This window comes from Pseudomonas sp. B22(2017) (assembly GCF_002113105.1).
In the GTDB taxonomy this organism is placed as follows: Bacteria; Pseudomonadota; Gammaproteobacteria; order Pseudomonadales; family Pseudomonadaceae; genus Aquipseudomonas; species Aquipseudomonas asiatica.
The window spans coordinates 98,541-117,298 of record NZ_NEJN01000005.1 but is presented as its reverse complement, the minus strand read 5'-3'; the positions used below and the strand labels follow the sequence as shown (position 1 = coordinate 117,298).

Sequence of the window (18,758 nt, the reverse complement as noted above, 5' to 3'; positions counted from 1 at the left end):
CGGGAGACCCTGATGAACCTTCACCCGCACTTACGTCACAGCCTCCTGGCCAGCGCCCTGCTGCTGGCCAGTGGCCTGGTCGCTGCCGCAGAGCCCCAGGTGATCGCCAAGGAACTGCAGCAGGCCAAGACCTACACGGTCTCCAGTGCACCGGTCGAGCCGCTGCACATGGACCCGCCGAAGCTGCCTGACCTGACCGGCTACACCGCCGAGGCGGTGCAGAAGAAAATCGACCGTCGCCACAAAGGCAAGGTCAGCCTGCGCCGCATGTTCCAGGAGGACACCCTCAAGGAATTCGTTGGCGGCGACAACAAGGCGGCCGAGTGGGTCCAGCGCCAGCATGGCATTCCGCAGGCGATCTTCGTCGATGACGGCCATGTCGACCTGGTCGAGCTGAGCAAGAAGGTACCCAAGCAGTACCTCAGCGAAGTCGAGCCGGGTGTGTACCTGGCGCGCCTGCCGATCGTGGTCGGGCAGAAGGGCATCCTCGAGATCGACGGCAAGGTCAAGCAACTGCGCCTGTCCCAGGAAGGCGGTTCGTTCCTGGTCAACGACGGCAAGCTGTTCGTCACCGACACCCAGGTGACCGGCTGGCGGGAAAAGGAAAACGGCCCGGCGACCTTCCGCTCGCCCAAGGAGTTCCGCCCGTTCCTGCTGTCGTGGGGCGGTACCGAGACCTACATCGTCAACACCAAAATGGCCAGCTTCGGCTACGCCAAGTCCAAGTCGTACGGCGTGAGCATCTCGCAGTACACGCCGAACATGGCCAAGCGCATGGGCCGCCCGGAACCCACCGGCTGGATCATCGGCTCTGAGTTCAGCGACATGTGGTACGGCTTCTACTGCTACGAGACCCAGGACTTCGTGGTCAAGGACAGCACCTACCGCGACAACATCGTCTACGGCATCGACCCGCACGACCGCTCGCACCGGCTGATCATCGCCGGCAACACGGTGTACGGCACCAAGAAAAAGCACGGCATCATCGTCTCGCGTGAGGTCAACGACAGCTGGATCATCAACAACAAGAGCTTCGACAACAAGCTCTCGGGCGTGGTGATCGACCGTAACAGCGTCAACAACCTGATTGCCTACAACGAGATCTACCGCAACCACACCGACGGCATCACCCTGTACGAAAGTGGCGACAACCTGATCTGGGGCAACAAGCTGATCAACAACCGCCGCCACGGCATCCGCGTGCGTAACAGCGTGAACATCCGCCTGTACGAAAACGTCGCAATGGCCAACGGCCTGGTCGGCGTGTACGGCCACATCAAGGACCTGTCCAACACCGACCGCGACATCGCCCTCGACCCGTTCGACACCAAGGTGTCGCTGATCCTGGTCGGTGGCGAACTGGCGGCCAACGGCTCGGGCCCGCTGTCGATCGACTCGCCGCTGTCGGTCGAGCTTTACAAGGTATCCATGCTAGCCCCGCGCAAGGCCAACGGCATCAGCCTGAACGGCATCCTCGGCGAACGCCAGGACGAAATCCTCGACCTGCTGGTACGCCAGCAAAAGGCTGTGCTGATCGACCCGGTCGAACGCCAGACCGAAATGATCGATTAAGGAAGCCCAGACCATGACTCCACATCTGATGAAACTGCTGGGCCTGTCCGCCGCACTTCTGGCGATCAGCCAGGGCGTGCGCGCCGAAGACGTCAAGGCCCCCACCTTCAGCGCCGAGCCTTGCTGCCAGCTGTGCCCTGAAGCGCATGACCCAAGCCGCTACACAACCCGTTACCAGCAGAACTTCACCACGCTGGTGCAGGCGAAGGGCGACTGGCTGTTCCGTACCCGCGAAGACCTGCGCACCGAGTTCAATACCACCCCGGCCGGCTACAAGCGCCTGCAGCAAGTGCACGACGCATTCAAGAAGCGCGGCGTGGAACTGGTGGTGGTGTACCAGCCGACCCGCGGCCTGGTGAACCGCAACATGCTCAACCCGGCGGAAAAGGCTGCCTTCGACTACCAGAAGGCCCTGGGCAACTACCAGGCCATGCTCAAGCGCTTTGCCAGCATGGGCTACAACGTGCCCGACCTGTCGCCGCTGACCAACGAACAGCTGGCCGCTGCCGACCAGGGCAAGGACTTCTACTTCCGCGGCGACCAGCACTGGACGCCTTACGGCGCCGAGCGCGCGGCCAGGATCGTGGCCGATACCGTGCACAAGATGCCGGCTTTCGAAGGCATCCCGCGCAAGGAATTCGAAACGAAAAAATCCGGGCGCATGGGCAAGACCGGCACCCTGCATAACGTGGCCGGCCAGCTGTGCGGCACCAGCTATGCCGTCCAATACATGGACCAGTTCGCCACCGAGCCGAAAGGTTCCACCGGTGGCGGCGACGACCTGTTCGGTGACGGCGGCAACGCGCAGATCACCCTGGTCGGCACCAGCCACAGTGGCAAGAACTACAACTTCTCCGGGTTCCTCGAGCAGTACATCGGCGCCGACGTGCTCAACGTGGCCTTCCCTGGTGGTGGCCTGGAAGGTTCGATGATCCAGTACCTGGGCAGCGAAGAATTCCAGAAGAACCCGCCGAAGATCCTGATCTGGGAATTCTCCCCGCTGTATCGCCTGGACCAGGAAACCATCTGGCGGCAAATCCTTGGCCTGCTCGACGACGGCTGCGATGACCGCCCGGCCCTGATGAGCGCCAGCGCCACCCTCAAGCCCGGCAAGAACGAGCTGATGGTCAATGGCAAGGGCGGCGTGATCAAAGACCTGATCAACCGCAACATGCAGATGGACATCAAGTTCGAAGACCCGTCGGTGAAGGTGCTGCAGGCCACCCTCTGGTACCTCAACGGCCGCCACGAGGACATCAAGCTGGAAAAACCGGAAACCTCCGACACCGACGGCCGCTTCGTCTTCCAGATGCGCGAAGACGAGGACTGGGCCAGCCAGAGCCTGCTGGCGTTCGAGGTGCAGGGACCGGAAAGCGGTACCCAGAAGGTCGAAGCCAAGCTTTGCAAACGCAACAACTTCGCCGTGCCTGCGCAGACCGCGCAGGCCGGCCAGTGAGGCGACCATGATCCCGTTCAAGCGAATTTCCCGCCCCGCCCTGCTCGCCCTGGCGTTGTGCGGCGGTGCCGCGCACGCCGCGCTGGTACCGCCCCAGGGTTACTACGAGGGGATCGAAAAGCTCAAGACCGGCGACGGTAACTTCCGCTGCGAAGCTGCCCCCAAACCGTATACCGGTGCCCTGCAGTTCCGCAGCAAATACGAAGGCTCGGACAAGGCGCGGGCAACACTCAACGCCGACTCGGAAAAGGCCTTTCGCAAGTCCACCGAAGACATCACCACCCTTGAGAAAGGCGTGAGCAAGATGATCGGCCAGTACATGCGTGACGGCCGCCCGGCGCAACTCGACTGCACCCTGGCCTGGCTGGGCAGCTGGGCCCGCGCCGATGCGCTGATGTCCACCGACTACAACCACACCGGCAAGTCGATGCGCAAATGGGCGCTGGGCAGCATGAGTGGTTCGTGGTTGCGCCTGAAGTTCTCCAATTCGCAGCCGTTGGCCGCGCACCAGGCCGAGGCCGAGCTGATCGAAAAATGGTTCGCCCGCCTGGCCGAGCAGACCGTGCGCGACTGGAGCGACCTGCCACTGGAGAAGATCAACAACCACAGCTACTGGGCGGCCTGGGCGGTAATGGCCACCGCCGTGGCTACCGACCGTCGCGACCTGTTCGACTGGGCCGTGAAGGAATACAGGGTTGGCGCCAACCAGGTAGACGAGCAGGGCTTCCTGCCCAACGAACTGAAGCGCAAGCAACGCGCCCTGGCCTACCACAACTACGCCCTGCCGCCGTTGACGATGATCGCCAGCTTCGCCCAGGTCAATGGCGTGGACGTGCGCGGCGAGAACAACAACGCCCTGCAGCGCCTGGCGCAGCGGGTACTGAACGGTTCGAAGGACCCAAGCGCGTTCAAGGCCCGCAATGGCGAGAAACAGGACATGAAAGACCTGAAGATCGACAGCAAGTACTCGTGGATGGAGCCCTATTGCAGCCTGTATGCGTGCAGTGGCGACACCCTGCAGCGCAAGCGCGGTATGCAGCCGTTCAACAGCTTCCGGCTGGGCGGCGACCTGACCCGGGTCTATGACCCGAGCGCAGAGAGCAAGAAGTAACACACCCCAATGTGGGGGTGAAACCTGTGGGAGCCGGCTTGCCGGCGATGGGCTGCGTAGCAGCCGCTGTCTACCGCTGGGCAAGGCTTCGCCGGCAAGCCAGCTCCCACAGAGGTACTAGGTTGCCTTCCAGTCTTGCACTGGGGGGTTTGGGGGGCGCTTTGCCCCGGATGCTGTGAACAAAAAGGAGAACCGGGATGGTCTTCTCGTCCAACGTGTTCCTGTTCCTGTTCTTGCCGATCTTCCTCGGCCTGTACTACTTGAGCGGGCAACGCTATCGCAACCTGCTGCTGCTGGTCGCCAGCTACATCTTCTACGCCTGGTGGCGGGTCGACTTCCTCGCCCTGTTCGCCGGCGTGACCCTGTGGAACTACTGGATCGGCCTGAAAGTCGGCGCCGCCGGCGTGCGTACCAAGCCGGCACAGCGCTGGCTGCTGCTCGGCGTCGGTGTGGACCTGGCGATTCTCGGCTACTTCAAGTACGCCAACTTCGGCGTCGACAGCCTCAACGCGATCATCTCCTCGTTCGGCCTGGAGCCGTTCATCCTCACCCACGTGCTGCTGCCGATCGGTATCTCGTTCTACATCTTCGAGTCGATCAGCTACATCATCGACGTGTACCGCGGCGACACCCCGGCCACCCGCAACCTGATCGACTTCGCGGCGTTCGTGGCGATCTTCCCGCACCTGATCGCCGGCCCCGTGCTGCGCTTCAAGGACCTGGTCGACCAGTTCAACAACCGCACCCACACCCTGGACAAGTTCTCCGAAGGCTGCACCCGCTTCATGCAGGGCTTCATCAAGAAAGTGTTCATCGCCGATACCCTGGCGGTAGTGGCCGACCACTGCTTCGCCCTGCAGAACCCGACCACCGGGGATGCCTGGCTCGGCGCTTTGGCCTACACCGCGCAGCTGTACTTCGACTTCAGCGGCTACAGCGACATGGCCATCGGCCTCGGCCTGATGATGGGCTTCCGCTTCATGGAGAACTTCAAGCAGCCGTACATCAGCCAGTCGATCACCGAGTTCTGGCGGCGCTGGCACATCAGCCTGTCGACCTGGCTGCGCGACTACCTGTACATCACCCTGGGCGGTAACCGCAAAGGCACCTTCAACACCTACCGCAACCTGTTCCTGACCATGCTGCTGGGTGGCCTGTGGCACGGCGCCAACTTCACCTACATCATCTGGGGCGCCTGGCACGGCATGTGGCTGGCCATCGAGCGCGCGCTGGGCATCGACACCAACCCGCAGCGTTTCAACCCGGTGAAGTGGGCATTCACCTTCCTGCTGGTGGTGGTCGGCTGGGTGATCTTCCGTGCCGAGAACCTGGAAGTGGCCGGTCGCATGTACGGCGCCATGTTCAGCTTCGGCGACTGGCAGCTGTCGGAACTCAACCGTGCCCAGCTCACCGGCCTGCAGGTAGCCACCCTGGTGGTCGCCTACATCACCCTGGCGTTCTTCGGCCTGCGCGACTTCTACCGCAACGCCCGGCCAACGCCCAAGGCCACCCCGGTGCAGGTCAACAGCGACGGTTCGATCGGCCTGGACTGGACCCGGGTGATGACCCGCGCCTTGGTGCTGCTGCTGTTCGTGGCCTCGATCCTCAAGCTTTCGGCGCAGAGCTACTCGCCGTTCCTTTACTTCCAGTTCTGAGGTTGATGACATGACCCGGACATTACGCATTACCTATTCGCTGTCGTTCCTCGGCCTGCTGGTGGGCATGGGCGTCTGGTCCACCGGTGGCCTGCAGAGCTTCCAGCGTACCGAGCAGATGACCCTGCTCAACGGCAAGCTGGCCAAGGCTGCCGAGACCCACTACGACGAGCAGTTCCCGATCAAGCGCCTGGGCACCAACCTTTGGGCGGCGATGGACTTCAAGCTGTTCAACGAAGGCCGCCCCGGCGTGGTACTGGGCCGCGACCAGTGGCTGTTCAGTGACGAAGAGTTCAAGCCCACCGCCGGTGCCGAGCAGCTGATGCAGGAAAACCTGGCGCTGATCCGTGGCGTGCGTGACACCCTGCAGCAGCACGGCAGCCAGCTTGTATTGGCGATCGTGCCAGCCAAGGCGCGGGTGTACGCCGAATACCTGGGCACGGAACTGCCGACCAGTCTGCATGACGACCTGTACAACCAGTTCCATGCCCAGGCACGCCAGGCCAACGTGTTCGCCCCGGACCTGTTGGCACCCATGGAGCAGGCCAAGGCGCGCGGCCAGGTGTTCCTGCGCACCGACACCCACTGGACGCCGATGGGCGCCGAAGTGGCTGCGCAGGCACTGGCCGAAGCGGTCAGCCGCCAGAGCCTGCTCAACGGCGACCCGCAGGCGTTCATCACCGAAGCCGGCAGCACCGCGCCATACAAGGGCGACCTGACCAACTTCCTGCCACTGGACCCGCTGTTCAGCAACCTGCTGCCGGCCCCGGACAACCTGCAGCAGCGCACCACTCGCCCGGTCGAGACCGAAGGTGAAGCCGGTGACGCACTGTTCGCCGACACGCAGATCCCGGTTGCACTGGTGGGCACCAGCTACAGCGCCAACCCGCACTGGAACTTCCTCGGCGCGCTGCAGCAGGCCCTGCGCAGCGATGTGGCCAACTACGCCGAAGACGGCCATGGCCCGCTGCTGCCGATGCTCAAGTACCTGCAAAGCGATGCCTTCAAGAACGCCGCACCCCAAGTGGTGGTGTGGGAATTCCCCGAACGTTATCTGCCAATGAAGAACGACCTCAGCAGCTTCGATCCACAGTGGATCGCCCAGCTGAAGAACACCCGTAAATCCGAAGAAAACCTGGCTTTGTCGTCCACCCGGACTAACCACTAATCAGAGGAACATACATATGACTACCAAGACTTCCATTGCCAAAGCCCTCACCCTCGCTGCCGGCCTGTCCCTGGCCTCCATGCAGGCCTTCGCCGGCGCCGACGCCGCACTGTATGGCCCGAGCGCGCCGAAAGGCTCGACCTTCGTGCGCCTTTACAACGCTTCCAGCGCACCGGCGGCAGCTTCGGTCGGCAACACCCAGATCAAACAGGTTGGTGCACAGGGCAGCAGTGACTTCAGCTTCCTGCCAGGGGGTGACTACACCGCTCAGGTCGGTGGCAAGAGCGTGCCGGTCAAGCTGGCTGCGGACAAGTACTACACCCTGGTCAACAGCGCCAGCGGCAACCCGCAGCTGATCGAAGAGCCGCCGTTCAAGAACAAGCAGAAAGCCCTGGTTCGCGTGCAGAACCTGAGTGACCAGCAACTGACCCTGAAGACCGCCGACGGCAAGACCGAAGTGGTCAAGCCGGTGGCCGCCAACGGCCGCGGCGAACGCGAAATCAACCCGGTCAAGGTCAACCTGGCGCTGTTCCAAGGAGACAAGAAAGTGGGTGACGTCAAACCCGTCGCCCTGGAGCGCGGCGAAGCCGCAGTGCTGTACGTAACGGGTTCCGGCAACGCCTTGTCGCCGGTGTGGGTAACTCGCCCCGTGGCTAGCAACTGATTCCCCTGCCTCTCAACGACTATTGGAGAAACATGATGATCCCGGTAATTCTTTCTGGTGGTAGCGGTTCCCGTCTGTGGCCTCTGTCGCGAAAGCAGTTCCCCAAGCAGTTCCTGGCCCTGACCGGTGAACACACACTGTTCCAGCAAACCCTCGAGCGCCTGGTGTTCGAAGGCATGGACACGCCGATCGTGGTCTGTAACAAGGACCACAAGTTCATCGTCCAGGAGCAACTGGCCGCACTGAAGCTGCAAACCCAAGGCATCCTGATGGAACCGTTCGGCCGCAATACCGCGCCGGCCGTGGCCATGGCTGCCATGAAACTGGTCAACGAAGGCCGCGACGAGCTGATGCTGGTGCTGCCCGCCGACCACGTGATCGATGACCAGAAGGCCCTGCAGCGCGCATTGGCCCTGGCCACCGTGGCCGCCGAGCGTGGCGAGATGGTGCTGTTCGGCGTGCCGGCGACCAAGCCGGAAACCGGCTACGGCTACATCCGTTCCAGCCAGGACGCCCTGCTGCCTGAAGGCGTGGCGCGCGTGGCGCAGTTCGTCGAAAAACCCGACGAAAAACGCGCCGCCGAGTTCGTCCAGGCCGGCGGCTACTTCTGGAACAGCGGCATGTTCCTGTTCCGTGCCAGCCGCTTCCTCGAAGAGCTGAAGAAGCACGACGGCGACATCTACGACACCTGCGTGCTGGCCCTGGAGCGCAGCCAGGAAGACGGTGATGTGCTGAGCATCGACGAAGCCACCTTCGCCTGCTGCCCGGACAACTCCATCGACTACGCGGTGATGGAAAAGACCCAGCGCGCCTGCGTGGTGCCGATGTCGGCCGGCTGGAGCGACGTGGGCTGCTGGTCGTCGCTGTGGGAAGTGCACGAGAAGGACGACAACGGCAACGTCACCAAGGGCGATGTGGTGGTGCAGGACAGCCACAACTGCATGATCCACGGCAACGGCAAGCTGGTGTCGGTGATCGGCCTGGAGAACATCGTGGTGGTCGAGACCAAGGACGCCATGATGATTGCCCACAAGGACAAGGTCCAGGGCGTCAAGCAGATGGTCAAGACCCTCGACGAGCAGGGCCGCAGCGAAACCCAGAACCACCTGGAAGTGTATCGCCCGTGGGGCTCGTACGACTCGGTGGACATGGGCGGCCGCTTCCAGGTCAAGCACATCACCGTCAAGCCGGGCGCCAGCCTGTCGCTGCAGATGCACCACCACCGTGCCGAGCACTGGATCGTGGTGTCCGGCACCGCCGAGGTGACCTGTGACGAGAACGTGTTCCTGCTGACCGAAAACCAGTCGACCTACATCCCGATCGCATCGGTGCACCGCCTGCGCAACCCGGGCAAGATCCCGCTGGAGATCATCGAAGTGCAGTCCGGCAGCTACCTCGGCGAGGATGACATCGAGCGCTTCGAGGATGTTTACGGGCGTACCTCCACTCCGATCGAACGGGGTGTTTCGGTGAAGACCATCGCGCAGTAATGCAACCCTGGGGCCGCTTTGCGGCCCCGCTTTTTGAGCCACTCTCCATTTCGGGCTACGATGGTCAGACCCCGCGCAATCAAGGTCTGCACGTCCCATGATCATCGGTGCCTTCCTCATCCTCACCTGGCTGGTGCTGCTGTTGCGCTACCCGGCCAAGGCCCTGCCGATCTCGCTGGCAGCCGTTTGTGGCCTGGGCCTGGTGGCCCTGTTCGTCGTCTGGCAGGACACCCGCGAAACCTCGCAACTGGCCCGCCTGGACCTACGCCTGACCTACGCCCCCGAACACTGCCCCGCCGACCGTGCCCTGCAGGTGCGCATGAAGAACGGCAACGACGTGCCGCTGACCGAACTGCGCTGGCGGGTGGCGGCGTATGCGCCGGGCGATACCGTGAACCTGGCGGAGAACACTTACAACGCCCCGCGCTACCGTGGGCCGGGCGAACTGCAGCCAGGGGCCGAGTGGAAGGACTGCCTGCCACTGCCGCCACTGCGCTCCGGGTACAGGCCGCAGACCCTGGAGTTTCGTGCAGAGCATCTGCAAGGTACGTTTGCCAACTAATCTATCGCCTGTACTGGCCTCTTCGCGGGTAAACCCGCTCCCACAGGGACTACACAGGTCTCAAATTCTGTGGGGTACCTGTGGGAGCGGGTTTACCCGCGAAGAGGCCGGCACAGGAAAAACCAATCCTCCCTGACACAGGCCTCAACCATGCCCACCGTCCTGATCACCGGTTGTTCCAGCGGCATCGGCCGCGCCCTGGCCGACGCCTTCCGCGATGCCGGCCACCACGTCTGGGCCACCGCCCGCAAACCTGAGGATGTCGAGCAACTGAACGCCGCCGGCTTCACCGCCCGGCAACTTGATGTGAACGACAGCGAGGCGCTGGCCCGCCTGGGCGAGGATCTGGAAAACCTCGATATACTGATCAACAACGCTGGCTACGGCGCCATGGGCCCGCTGCTCGATGGCGGCGTGGATGCCCTGCGCCAGCAGTTCGAAACCAATGTCTTCGCCGTGGTCGGCGTTACCCGCGCATTGTTCCCACAGCTACGCCGCTCACGGGGCCTGGTGGTGAACATCGGCAGCGTATCAGGCGTGCTGGTCACTCCGTTCGCCGGCGCCTACTGCGCCTCGAAAGCCGCCGTGCATGCCCTGAGCGATGCTTTGCGCCTGGAACTGGCGCCGTTTGGTGTGCAGGTTATGGAAGTGCAGCCAGGGGCGATTGCCTCGCAGTTCGCCAGCAATGCCCAGCGCCAGGCCGAGCAGGTGCTGGCGGCGGATTCGGCGTGGTGGCCGTTGCGCGAGCACGTGCAGGCACGGGCACGGGCTTCGCAGGACAAGCCCACCTCGGCGGCAGTGTTTGCCCAGGGCGTTTTGGCGGCGGTCGGGAAGTCGCCGGTGCCGGCGGTGGTGCGGTTGGGGAACGGCAGTACGGCTTTGCCGTTGATGGCCCGGTTACTGCCGCGACGGGTGCTGGATTGGGCGTTGCGCAAGCGGTTTGGCCTGCTGCGCCCGCTCTGATTGATTGGTTGTCTGTGCAGGCCTCTTCGCGGGCTTGCCCGCGAAGAGGCCAGCACAGGCAAAACAGATCAGGCAATGGAACGCAGCACCCCGCCATCCACCCGCAAGGCAGCCCCGGTAGTGGCACTGGCCTGCATCGACGCCAGGTACACCACCATGTTCGCCACCTCCTCCACCGTCGCCAGCCGCTTGATCAGCGAGGTCGGCCGGTGCTCGGCCAGGAAGTTGGCTTCCAGCTCTTCAGTCGACACCCCCTGCTCCTCGGCCAGCCTGGCAAAGAAATCGCCCACGCCTTCCGAACGCGTAGGCCCCGGCAACACCGAGTTCACCGTCACCCCAGTGCCAGCCAGGGTCTCGGCCAGCCCGCGCGACACCGCCAGCAATGCGGTCTTGGTCATGCCGTAATGAACCATCTCGGTCGGGATCTGCAGTGCAGACTCACTGGACAGGAACACCACTCGCCCCCATTTGCGCTCGGCCATGCCCGGGGCATAGTGGCGCGACAGGCGAACGGCACTGAGCACATTGACGTCGAAGAAACGCTGCCAGTCCTCGTCCTCGATCTCGAAGAACGGCTTGGGCTCGAAGATGCCCAGGTTGTTGACCAGGATGTCGGTGTGCGGCACCTGCTTGAAAAGCGTCTGCGCACCGGCCTGGGTGCCCAGGTCGGCAGCGATGCCGATGATGCGCGACTGCGGCAGGCGCTCGCGCACAACTTTGAGGGCTTCGTCGACCCGGGCCTGGGTGCGACCGTTGAGGACCACTTCGGCCCCCGCCTCGGCCAGGCCGATGGCGATGGCCAGGCCGATGCCGGCGGTGGAGCCGCTGACGATGGCGCGCTTGCCGTTCAGGGAAATGTGCATCTGTGCCTCCTCGGTAATCAGGACAATTGCCGGGGCTGCTTTGCAGCCCATCGCGACACAAGGCCGCTCCTACAGGAGATCGCGTCCGCATGTAGGAGCGGCCTTGTGTCGCGATGGGCCGCAAAGCGGCCCCAAATAATCACACTTTCTTCACAGGCTGCTCATCAAACGCCTGCCAGCCACCACCCAGGGCCTTGTACAACCCCACCAGCGCCTGCGACACCGCCGCAGAACTGTCGATCCACTGCTCCTCGCTTGCCAGCAAAGCCCCCTGCACCGTCAGCACATTGAGAAAGTCCACCGCCCCTTCCACATACTGGCGCTGGGCAGTTTCCAGGGCGATGCGGTTCTGCCGCACCGCCTCGGCCAAATGGTCGCGGCGCAGCTGGCTGGCGTTGTACAGGCGTAGCACATCGTCGATTTCATGCCAGGCACCCAGCACCACCTTGCGGTAGTTCAGCGCCGCTTCCTGCTGCTGCGCCTCGCGCAGCTCCAAGGTGCCCTTGAGCCGGCCACCCTCGAAGATCGGCAGCGACAGCTGCGGCCCGAAGGCGAAGCGGCGTGAATCCCAGGCGCCGAAATCGGACAGCTGCATGGCCTGGAACCCGACACTGCCCGACAGCCGGATGCTGGGGTAGAAGTCGGCCTTGGCCACGCCAATGCTGGCGGTGGCGGCATGCAGGCGGGCCTCGGCCTGGCGAATGTCCGGGCGGCGTTCGGCCAGTTCGGACGGCAGGCCAATGGCGAACTTCTGCTGCGGCGCAGGCAGTTCGCCGCCCTGCAGCAACTCGGCCTGCAGGCTGCGCGGTGGTTCGGCGGCAAGCAGGCTGAGGGCGTTGATCAAGTCGTCGCGCCGCGCTTCCAGGCTAGGCAGGCGTGACTCGATAGAGGCGACCTGGGCACTGGCCTGAGCCACGTCCAGGCGCGTTGCGACACCTTCGGCCTGGCGGTTTTCGGACAATTTCAGGCTGTGCTGGGCGACCTTGAGGTTGTCGCGGGTCACATCGATGGTGTGCTGCACAGCGCGCAGCTGGATATAGTTGCCGGCGGTTTCCGAAAGCAATGCCAACAGCACGCCGCGGCGGTCGTTCTCGGCCACTTCGACCGTGGCATCGGCAGCCTCGACCTGGCGCCGCACACGGCCCCACAGGTCCAGCTCCCAGCCGGCCACAAGGTCACCCTGCCAGAGGTTGAAGGCTTCCTTGCCCGCCTTGCCGGACGGGTCACTCAGGCCTTCGGCACTATTGCGCGCACGGCTGTAGCCGGCGTTCACGTCCACTGACGGTACTTCGTCGGCAGCTACGGTGCTGCGCAAGGCGCGGCTTTGCAGCAGGCGGGCGCTGGCCATCTGCAGGTCGAGATTGCGCTCGGCAACGCGTTGGATCAAGGCACTCAGGCCGGCGTCGTGAAAGCTCTCCCACCAGCGCAGTTCCAGCGGTTCGGCCTGCGGCTGGCTGGCCGCCGCCTCGCCTTGCAACGGCGCCCACTGTTGCGGGGCCTGGCTGTCAGGGCGCTGGAAGTCAGGGCCCAAGGTGCAGCCGGCCATCAATACGGCCAGCAGCAACGGGCTCAAGCGTAATGCCGCTTTCATCGTGCACTTACCTCTTTGCCGTCCAGCTTGTCACCACGGGTGTCGATGGTCGCTTCCACCGACATGCCCACGCGCAGGCGGGCAAGCAGCGGCTGGCCGTCATCGAAAACGATCTTCACCGGGATGCGCTGCACCACCTTGGTGAAGTTGCCGGTAGCGTTGTCCGGCTTGACCGCGGCGAAGGTCACGCCGGTAGCCGGGGCGATGCTTTCCACATGGCCTTGCAGCTTCTCACCGGCAAAGGTGTCGACGCTGATGCTCACGGCCTGGCCAGGCTGTACGTGGGTCAGCTGGGTTTCCTGGAAGTTGCCGACCACGTAGGCCTGCTGCAACGGCACCACCGACAGCAGGCGGGCGCCCGGGTTGACGTAGGCACCGACACGCAAGGCACGCTCGCCGACCATGCCGTCCACCGGTGCGGTGATGCGGGTGTAGGACAGATCGAGCTGGGCCTTTTCCAGCCCTGCCTCGGCCCGCTTCAGCTGGCCGTCGGCACTGGCCACCTGGGCGGTAAGGATATCCACCTGCTTGCGCGCCGCGACCAGTGCCGCCTGGGCATTGGCCAGGCGTGCGCGGGCCTGGTCGACCCCGCTGCGTGCCTGCTGGGCGTTCTGCACGGTGCCGGCACCTTGCTCGGCCAGGCGGCTGTAGCGGTTGACCTCATGGTCGGCGAACGCAGCTTCGGCCTGGGCCGCTTTCACTGCAGCCTCAGCCTGGGCAATCAGCGACGCCTGGCGCTCGAGCGTGGCACGGGCATCGGCGCTTTGCGCCTGGGCCACCAGCAACTGCGCCTGCGCGGCATCCAGCGCGGCCTGGTAGTCACGGGCATCGATGGTAGCCAGCAACTGGCCAGCCTTGACCTGCTGGTTGTCTTCCACCAGCACCTCCTTGATGAAGCCGGCGATCTTGGGCGCGACCACGGTGTAGTCGGCGACAACATACGCGTCATTGGTGCTCTGGCGGTGGTCGCTGCCGAACATCCACGGGCCGACGATGGCAGCCAGGACGGCCACGGCAAGCACCGAGCCGATGAACAGGGTTTTGCGGTTGTTGGTCATTTAAGTGGTTCTCGAATTCATCCAGGGTTCAGGCCACCGCGCGCGGCGGATAGACCCGGGTAGGCACGAAAGGAATCAGGCAGATCAGGGCCACGGCAATGCAGGCCATGACCAGGTAGAGGTCGGCCGAGGTCAGCACCAGCGCCTGGTCGTGGATGCGCCTGGCCAGGCCGGCTGCGTTACCGTCGACCAGCGGGGCGTTGCCCAGGCTGTCCACCAGGTGGTTGGAATGGAAGTGCCGGCGCAGGGTGCCAAGGGCGTCCAGCAGGCCACCGGCGATCACCGCGGCCAGGCCCTTGACGGTGTTGAACCAGCTGGAGGCGAACGGGCCTTCCTGCGGGGTCATGCCGTTGGTGGACAGCATCAGCAGCGGCAGCACTGCCATTGGCTGGCCGAACACCTGCAGCAGGTAGAACGGGTAGAAATCGCCACGGATCCACTCGCTGGTCAGCAGGCTGCTGCCGGCACAGGACACAGCCAGCATCGCCAGGCCTATCCCCAGCACCCAGCGGCAGTCCACTGCGCGGATATTGCACAGCGCCGCCGTCAACGGCAGGGCGACCAGCTGCGGCATGGCCACCAGCATCATCAGCGGGCTGGTCTGCGCCGGGCGGTAGCCCTGAATCTGCGCCAGATAGGCCGACGGAATGCTGCCCACGCCCGAGAGCACGATCAGCACACCGGCCAGGGTCACCAGAGCGAAACTCAGGTTGCGCCGCGACAGCATGCGCAACTGGAAGAATGGCAACGGCTCGGACCATTCGTTGTACATGAACAGCACCAGCAACAGCAGGCCACCGCCGAGCAGCCAGCAGATCAGCGGGGAATCGAACCAGCCCCAGCGGTCACCCAGCGACAGGCCCAGTACGATGCAGCTGATGGCGGGCAGGCCGAGCAGCACGCCGCGCCAGTCGAACTGCTTGAAGCGCTCCAGGCGCAGCGGGTCCTGCGGCAGGCCCCAACCGACGCAGAACATGGCCAGCGCCGAGGGCAGGATGATCTGCCAGAACGCCCACTGCCAACCGACGTATTCGGTCCACAGCCCTGCCAGCGGTGTGCCGAGGTTGGGGCCGAAGGTGGCGGTGAGGGCATAGCAGGCCAGGCCATAGACCTTGATGCCCGGAGGCAGGAAGCGCAGGGCCACGCTCATCAACATCGGCGGCAAGGCGCCAGAGGCGAAGCCCTGGAGCACACGCAGCAGCATCAGGCTGTGCAGGTTGGGGGCGAACGGTTGCAGCAGGCCGAGCACGGCGAACAGGCCGATGGCGCTCATGGTGAAGCGCCGCAGCGAGAACGTGGTGGCCAGCCATGGCGCGAAGGCCATGGCCGAAACCGAGGCGGCGCTGTAGGCCGCCAGCAGCCAGGCGCCTTCGTCGGCACCGATGCCCATGGCCCCACGGATATCGGCCAGGGAGATTTTGGTTACCGACTCGTTGAGGCCCGCGCACAACACGGCCAGCAGCACACCGAACAGCCCGACCACTACCTGCAGGCCGAACGCAGTCTGCGCAGGCGCGGCCGGCGCGGGGGCGGCGGCAATCGCGGCAGACGGGGCGGACAGGGAACTCATGGGCAGACATCTCCAGCAACAAATTTGCGACTGGAGCAAGTCTAAGAAGGTCGAATGCTGACGAAAACTGACTTATCGGTAGGTTTATGTTGCGCTGGACGCAATCCGCCTTTTGCAGGTCTGGCCCTATCGCCGGCAAGCCAGCTCCCACAGGTACTGCGTAGTTTTCGAGATATGCAACGATCCTGTGGGAGCTGGCTTGCCGGCGATGAGGCCCTCACAGGCAATCATGGGTCAACGCTGCAACAGGCCTTCAGGGTCTGCCGCAACCACCGATGCGCGGGGTCATTGTGAAACCGTGGGTGCCATGCCTGCAGCACGGTCACCCGCTCCAGCGGCACCGGGATCTCGAACGAGCGCAGCGGCAGCCCGAGCTTGTGCACGCTGTTGAGGATGTTGGCCGGCATCGGCAGGATCAGGTCGGAATCCGGCAGCGAGAAAAGCGCCGAGTGAAAACTCGGGGTAATCAGCGCCACCCGCCGCTGCACCTTGAAGTTGGCCAGCTCCACATCGATCGGCCCATTGGCCCGTCCACGGCGGGACACGCTGATCTGTGGATAACTGGCAAAACTGTGCGCCGTGATCGGCTGCTCGAAGATCGGGTGGTCGCGCCGCGCCAGGCCCACATAGTAGGTCTGGAACAGGCTCTGTACCTTGATCTCCGGCCCCAGGTCCACGGTCGAGCTGATGATCAGGTCGGTACGCCCGTCGCGCAGCACGCTGTCGTCATCGCCCCCGGGGCTTTCCGGCACGAAGCGCAGCACCGTGCGCGGTGCCTGTTCGTGCATGCGCCGCAGCAACTGGGCACCGTACAGGGCGATGAACAGGTCGTTGGTGCGGATGTTGAAGGCCCGGTCAAGCTTGGGCAGGTCGACCTCGTCGCCACTGCGGAACACCTCGCCGGCCTGCTCCACCAACGCCGCCACCTGCTCGCGCAGGGCCAGCGCCCGCGGCGTCGGCACCAGGCCACGGCCGGCGCGCACCAGGATCGGGTCACCCAACGCATCGCGGATACGCCCCAGGGTCCGGCTCATCGCCGCCGGGCTGAGGTTCATGCGCTGCGCTGCGCCGACCACGCTGCCTTCGTCGAGCAGGGCATCGAGGGCGACGAGCAGGTTCATGTCCGGGAGTTGCATGGCCGTTTTCCGTTACAGCTGTGGGAGATGGCGATGGTAGCAGGTTGCTGGATTGCACCAGACGCAATGCGCTCGTGCGTGGTGGGGCATTTATTTTGGACGGTGATTGGGTCATAAGATTTGCAGTGCCTGTACTGGCCCTATCGCCGGCAAGCCAGCTCCCACGGGGTCAACACAGCCCTTGGGCAATGCGGAGTACCTGTGGGAGCCGGCTTGCCGGCGATAGGGCCGGTACAGGCAAATGATTAGCCAGCCTGAAACAAGGATTTCGCATGCCCAGCCCCGTCCTGATCGCCATCGACGCCTCCCCTGCATCCACTGCCCTGCTCACCCTCGCCCGCCACTACTGCCGCCCCGGCGAACACGAACTGCATGTGCTGCTGGCCATCGACTCTACCTTCGCCGTCCACGACCAACCCGCGCCTTACACCGCAGAAGAACTGGAAGAATACCCCGCCGCCTGCGAAGAGCAGCACCAGGCCGACCAGGCCGTGGCCGAGGCGGTGCGCGAGTTGCAGCAAGCCGGCTTCGCCAGCCAGGGCTGCATGGTGGCCGGGCATCCGGTCGAGGCGATCGTGGCCAAGGCGCAGGAACTGAATTGTGAACTGATCATCATGGGCCACCGCCACCTGTCGCGGTTGGGGCGGATGCTGGACCCGTCGATCAGCACGAAGGTGATTGATCGGGTGAAGGTGCCAGTATTGGTAGGGGCAGCGAGCTAACTGCACCGCTCCCACAGGATTTGCGCCAGCCCCAAGAGCGGCGCATCACTTGTGGGAGCGGGCAAGCCCGCGAAGAGGCCAGTAGCTGCACTACCTCACCCCGGCTCAGCCCTCACTCGGCTTCACCACCACCGTACAAGTCGTCCCCGCCGCCAGCAAAAACCCGTCCGGCACTTCATCGATATGAATGCGCACCGGCACCCGCTGCGCCAGCCGAACCCAGTTGAAGGTCGGGTTCACATCGGCGATCAACTCGCGGCTCTGTGGGTTGTCGCGGTCGTAGATGCCGCGGGCGATGCTCTCCACGTGGCCCTTGATGCGCTCGCCGCTCATCATCTGCAGCTCGGCCTGGTCACCCACCTTCACATGCGGCAGCTTGGTCTCCTCGAAGAACCCGTATACCCAGAACGAATTCTCGTCGACCACCGCCATCACCGCTTCACCGGTACGCGCATAGTCACCCTTGTGGATATTCAGGTTGGTCACGTAGCCGTCCACTGTGGCCACGATATGCGTGCGCTTGAGGTTCAGTTCGGCGGCAGCCAGCTCGGCAAGGGCCTGCTGGTAGTCCGCCTGGGCGGAGTTGGCGATGTTGCTGGCGTCGTCGCGGTTTTCCTTGGAGATCACCAGGTTGTCCATGTCGGCACGGCGCTTGGCGTTGACCTTGCGCATCTCCCAGGTGGCCTTGCGCGACGCAACCTGCGCCTTTGCCTGGTCGACCGCCAGCTGGTAGTGCTCAGGGTCGATCTGGATCAGCAGGTCGCCCTTCTTCACCCGCTGGTTGTCCTTGACCGGCACATCCACCACATAACCAGGCACGTCGGCAGCGACGTTGATGATGTCGGCACGCACGCGGCCGTCGCGAGTCCAAGGCGTGGTCATGTAATGCAGCCACAACTGGCGACCGATCACCACGGCAGCGGCAAGCACCAACAGGGTGGCGATCAGGCTGAAGAACTTTTTCATCGAAGGATTCTCACCAGTAGAGCGACAGCGCCAGGGCGCCGAACAGGCAGACGAACAGGCTCAGGCGCAGCAGCGCCGGGTGCCAGAAGAAGCGGTAGCCATCATGGCTGGCGATGTACCGGTCCAGGCCCCAGGCCAGGCCCAGGGCGAACAGGAACATCAAGGTCATGGTGGGCATGTACACGCCATGGAAGGCGATTTCACGGGGCAT

The 18,758-nt window shown here is 64.1% G+C and carries 17 protein-coding genes; 10 read left to right on the top strand and 7 right to left on the bottom strand.

The window, feature by feature from the left end; genetic code table 11:
- Positions 1-12 precede the first annotated feature (12 nt).
- The 9 genes from algG (at position 13) to CAG18_RS12990 (ending at position 10,641) form a co-directional block, all read left to right on the top strand.
- Entirely contained in the window at positions 13-1,572 is a 1,560-nt protein-coding gene (algG, locus tag CAG18_RS13030; protein WP_039613017.1) for a mannuronan 5-epimerase AlgG, read from the top strand.
- A 13-nt stretch (positions 1,573-1,585) separates the two neighbouring features.
- Entirely contained in the window at positions 1,586-3,028 is a 1,443-nt protein-coding gene (locus tag CAG18_RS13025) for an alginate O-acetyltransferase (RefSeq protein ID WP_013974155.1), read from the top strand.
- A gap of 7 nt (positions 3,029-3,035) precedes the next feature.
- A complete protein-coding gene (locus tag CAG18_RS13020; protein ID WP_013974156.1) occupies positions 3,036-4,139 on the top strand; it encodes a mannuronate-specific alginate lyase in 1,104 nt (367 codons plus the stop codon).
- A 197-nt stretch (positions 4,140-4,336) separates the two neighbouring features.
- Entirely contained in the window at positions 4,337-5,794 is a 1,458-nt protein-coding gene (locus tag CAG18_RS13015; RefSeq protein ID WP_015271746.1) for an MBOAT family protein, read from the top strand.
- Between the two features lie 10 nt (positions 5,795-5,804).
- Entirely contained in the window at positions 5,805-6,962 is a 1,158-nt protein-coding gene (locus CAG18_RS13010; protein WP_015271747.1) for an alginate O-acetyltransferase, read from the top strand.
- 16 nt (positions 6,963-6,978) lie between these two features.
- Entirely contained in the window at positions 6,979-7,626 is a 648-nt protein-coding gene (locus CAG18_RS13005; RefSeq protein ID WP_013974158.1) for an alginate O-acetyltransferase AlgF, read from the top strand.
- 35 nt (positions 7,627-7,661) lie between these two features.
- A complete protein-coding gene (locus CAG18_RS13000; RefSeq protein ID WP_015271748.1) occupies positions 7,662-9,116 on the top strand; it encodes a mannose-1-phosphate guanylyltransferase/mannose-6-phosphate isomerase in 1,455 nt (484 codons plus the stop codon).
- A 97-nt stretch (positions 9,117-9,213) separates the two neighbouring features.
- The gene (locus tag CAG18_RS12995; RefSeq protein WP_015271749.1) at positions 9,214-9,678 is read left to right on the top strand and encodes a hypothetical protein; all 465 of its coding nucleotides are present in this window, start codon (positions 9,214-9,216) and stop codon (positions 9,676-9,678) included.
- Positions 9,679-9,828: 150 nt separating this feature from the next.
- Positions 9,829-10,641, top strand: coding sequence for an SDR family oxidoreductase (locus CAG18_RS12990; protein WP_061303674.1), 813 nt, complete (start codon positions 9,829-9,831; stop codon positions 10,639-10,641).
- Between the two features lie 68 nt (positions 10,642-10,709).
- On the opposite strand, the gene CAG18_RS12985 is transcribed toward CAG18_RS12990, so the two are convergent.
- The 5 genes from CAG18_RS12985 to CAG18_RS12965 all read right to left on the bottom strand — a co-directional run bounded on the left by CAG18_RS12985 (position 10,710) and on the right by CAG18_RS12965 (position 16,859).
- On the bottom strand, positions 10,710-11,504 hold the full coding sequence (locus CAG18_RS12985) for an SDR family NAD(P)-dependent oxidoreductase (RefSeq protein WP_085721086.1): 795 nt from the start codon (positions 11,502-11,504) through the stop codon (positions 10,710-10,712).
- Between the two features lie 139 nt (positions 11,505-11,643).
- Positions 11,644-13,095: an efflux transporter outer membrane subunit gene (locus CAG18_RS12980; RefSeq protein WP_085720997.1), complete on the bottom strand. Its 1,452-nt coding sequence runs from the start codon at positions 13,093-13,095 to the stop codon at positions 11,644-11,646.
- Positions 13,092-14,153, bottom strand: a complete 1,062-nt coding sequence (locus tag CAG18_RS12975) for an HlyD family secretion protein (RefSeq protein ID WP_015271753.1) — start codon at positions 14,151-14,153, stop codon at positions 13,092-13,094. Before CAG18_RS12975 ends, CAG18_RS12980 begins: the two co-directional genes overlap by 4 nt.
- A gap of 28 nt (positions 14,154-14,181) precedes the next feature.
- On the bottom strand, positions 14,182-15,723 hold the full coding sequence (locus CAG18_RS12970; RefSeq protein ID WP_015271754.1) for an MFS transporter: 1,542 nt from the start codon (positions 15,721-15,723) through the stop codon (positions 14,182-14,184).
- A 227-nt stretch (positions 15,724-15,950) separates the two neighbouring features.
- Complete coding sequence (locus tag CAG18_RS12965) at positions 15,951-16,859, bottom strand: LysR family transcriptional regulator (RefSeq protein ID WP_015271755.1); 909 nt, start codon at positions 16,857-16,859, stop codon at positions 15,951-15,953.
- 272 nt (positions 16,860-17,131) lie between these two features.
- On the opposite strand from CAG18_RS12965, the gene CAG18_RS12960 reads away from it, so the two are divergent.
- Positions 17,132-17,581, top strand: coding sequence for a universal stress protein (locus CAG18_RS12960; RefSeq protein ID WP_054572776.1), 450 nt, complete (start codon positions 17,132-17,134; stop codon positions 17,579-17,581).
- Positions 17,582-17,686: 105 nt separating this feature from the next.
- On the opposite strand, the gene CAG18_RS12955 is transcribed toward CAG18_RS12960, so the two are convergent.
- Positions 17,687-18,547 (bottom strand): HlyD family secretion protein, encoded by an 861-nt coding sequence (locus CAG18_RS12955; RefSeq protein WP_013974168.1) that lies wholly within the window; start codon positions 18,545-18,547, stop codon positions 17,687-17,689.
- A 10-nt stretch (positions 18,548-18,557) separates the two neighbouring features.
- A complete protein-coding gene (locus tag CAG18_RS12950; protein ID WP_003257154.1) occupies positions 18,558-18,758 on the bottom strand; it encodes a DUF1656 domain-containing protein in 201 nt (66 codons plus the stop codon).

Excerpts from the sequence above, each read along its gene's own strand:
- algG (WP_039613017.1), top strand. The coding sequence starts at position 13 with ATGAACCTTCACCCGCACTTACGTCACAGCCTCCTGGCCAGCGCCCTG.
- CAG18_RS13025 (WP_013974155.1), top strand. The coding sequence starts at position 1,586 with ATGACTCCACATCTGATGAAACTGCTGGGCCTGTCCGCCGCACTTCTG.
- CAG18_RS13020 (WP_013974156.1), top strand. The coding sequence starts at position 3,036 with ATGATCCCGTTCAAGCGAATTTCCCGCCCCGCCCTGCTCGCCCTGGCG.
- CAG18_RS13015 (WP_015271746.1), top strand. The coding sequence starts at position 4,337 with ATGGTCTTCTCGTCCAACGTGTTCCTGTTCCTGTTCTTGCCGATCTTC.
- CAG18_RS13010 (WP_015271747.1), top strand. The coding sequence starts at position 5,805 with ATGACCCGGACATTACGCATTACCTATTCGCTGTCGTTCCTCGGCCTG.
- CAG18_RS13005 (WP_013974158.1), top strand. The coding sequence starts at position 6,979 with ATGACTACCAAGACTTCCATTGCCAAAGCCCTCACCCTCGCTGCCGGC.
- CAG18_RS13000 (WP_015271748.1), top strand. The coding sequence starts at position 7,662 with ATGATCCCGGTAATTCTTTCTGGTGGTAGCGGTTCCCGTCTGTGGCCT.
- CAG18_RS12995 (WP_015271749.1), top strand. The coding sequence starts at position 9,214 with ATGATCATCGGTGCCTTCCTCATCCTCACCTGGCTGGTGCTGCTGTTG.
- CAG18_RS12990 (WP_061303674.1), top strand. The coding sequence starts at position 9,829 with ATGCCCACCGTCCTGATCACCGGTTGTTCCAGCGGCATCGGCCGCGCC.
- CAG18_RS12985 (WP_085721086.1), bottom strand. The coding sequence starts at position 11,504 with ATGCACATTTCCCTGAACGGCAAGCGCGCCATCGTCAGCGGCTCCACC.
- CAG18_RS12980 (WP_085720997.1), bottom strand. The coding sequence starts at position 13,095 with ATGAAAGCGGCATTACGCTTGAGCCCGTTGCTGCTGGCCGTATTGATG.
- CAG18_RS12975 (WP_015271753.1), bottom strand. The coding sequence starts at position 14,153 with ATGACCAACAACCGCAAAACCCTGTTCATCGGCTCGGTGCTTGCCGTG.
- CAG18_RS12970 (WP_015271754.1), bottom strand. The coding sequence starts at position 15,723 with ATGAGTTCCCTGTCCGCCCCGTCTGCCGCGATTGCCGCCGCCCCCGCG.
- CAG18_RS12965 (WP_015271755.1), bottom strand. The coding sequence starts at position 16,859 with ATGCAACTCCCGGACATGAACCTGCTCGTCGCCCTCGATGCCCTGCTC.
- CAG18_RS12960 (WP_054572776.1), top strand. The coding sequence starts at position 17,132 with ATGCCCAGCCCCGTCCTGATCGCCATCGACGCCTCCCCTGCATCCACT.
- CAG18_RS12955 (WP_013974168.1), bottom strand. The coding sequence starts at position 18,547 with ATGAAAAAGTTCTTCAGCCTGATCGCCACCCTGTTGGTGCTTGCCGCT.
- CAG18_RS12950 (WP_003257154.1), bottom strand. The coding sequence starts at position 18,758 with ATGCCCCGTGAAATCGCCTTCCATGGCGTGTACATGCCCACCATGACC.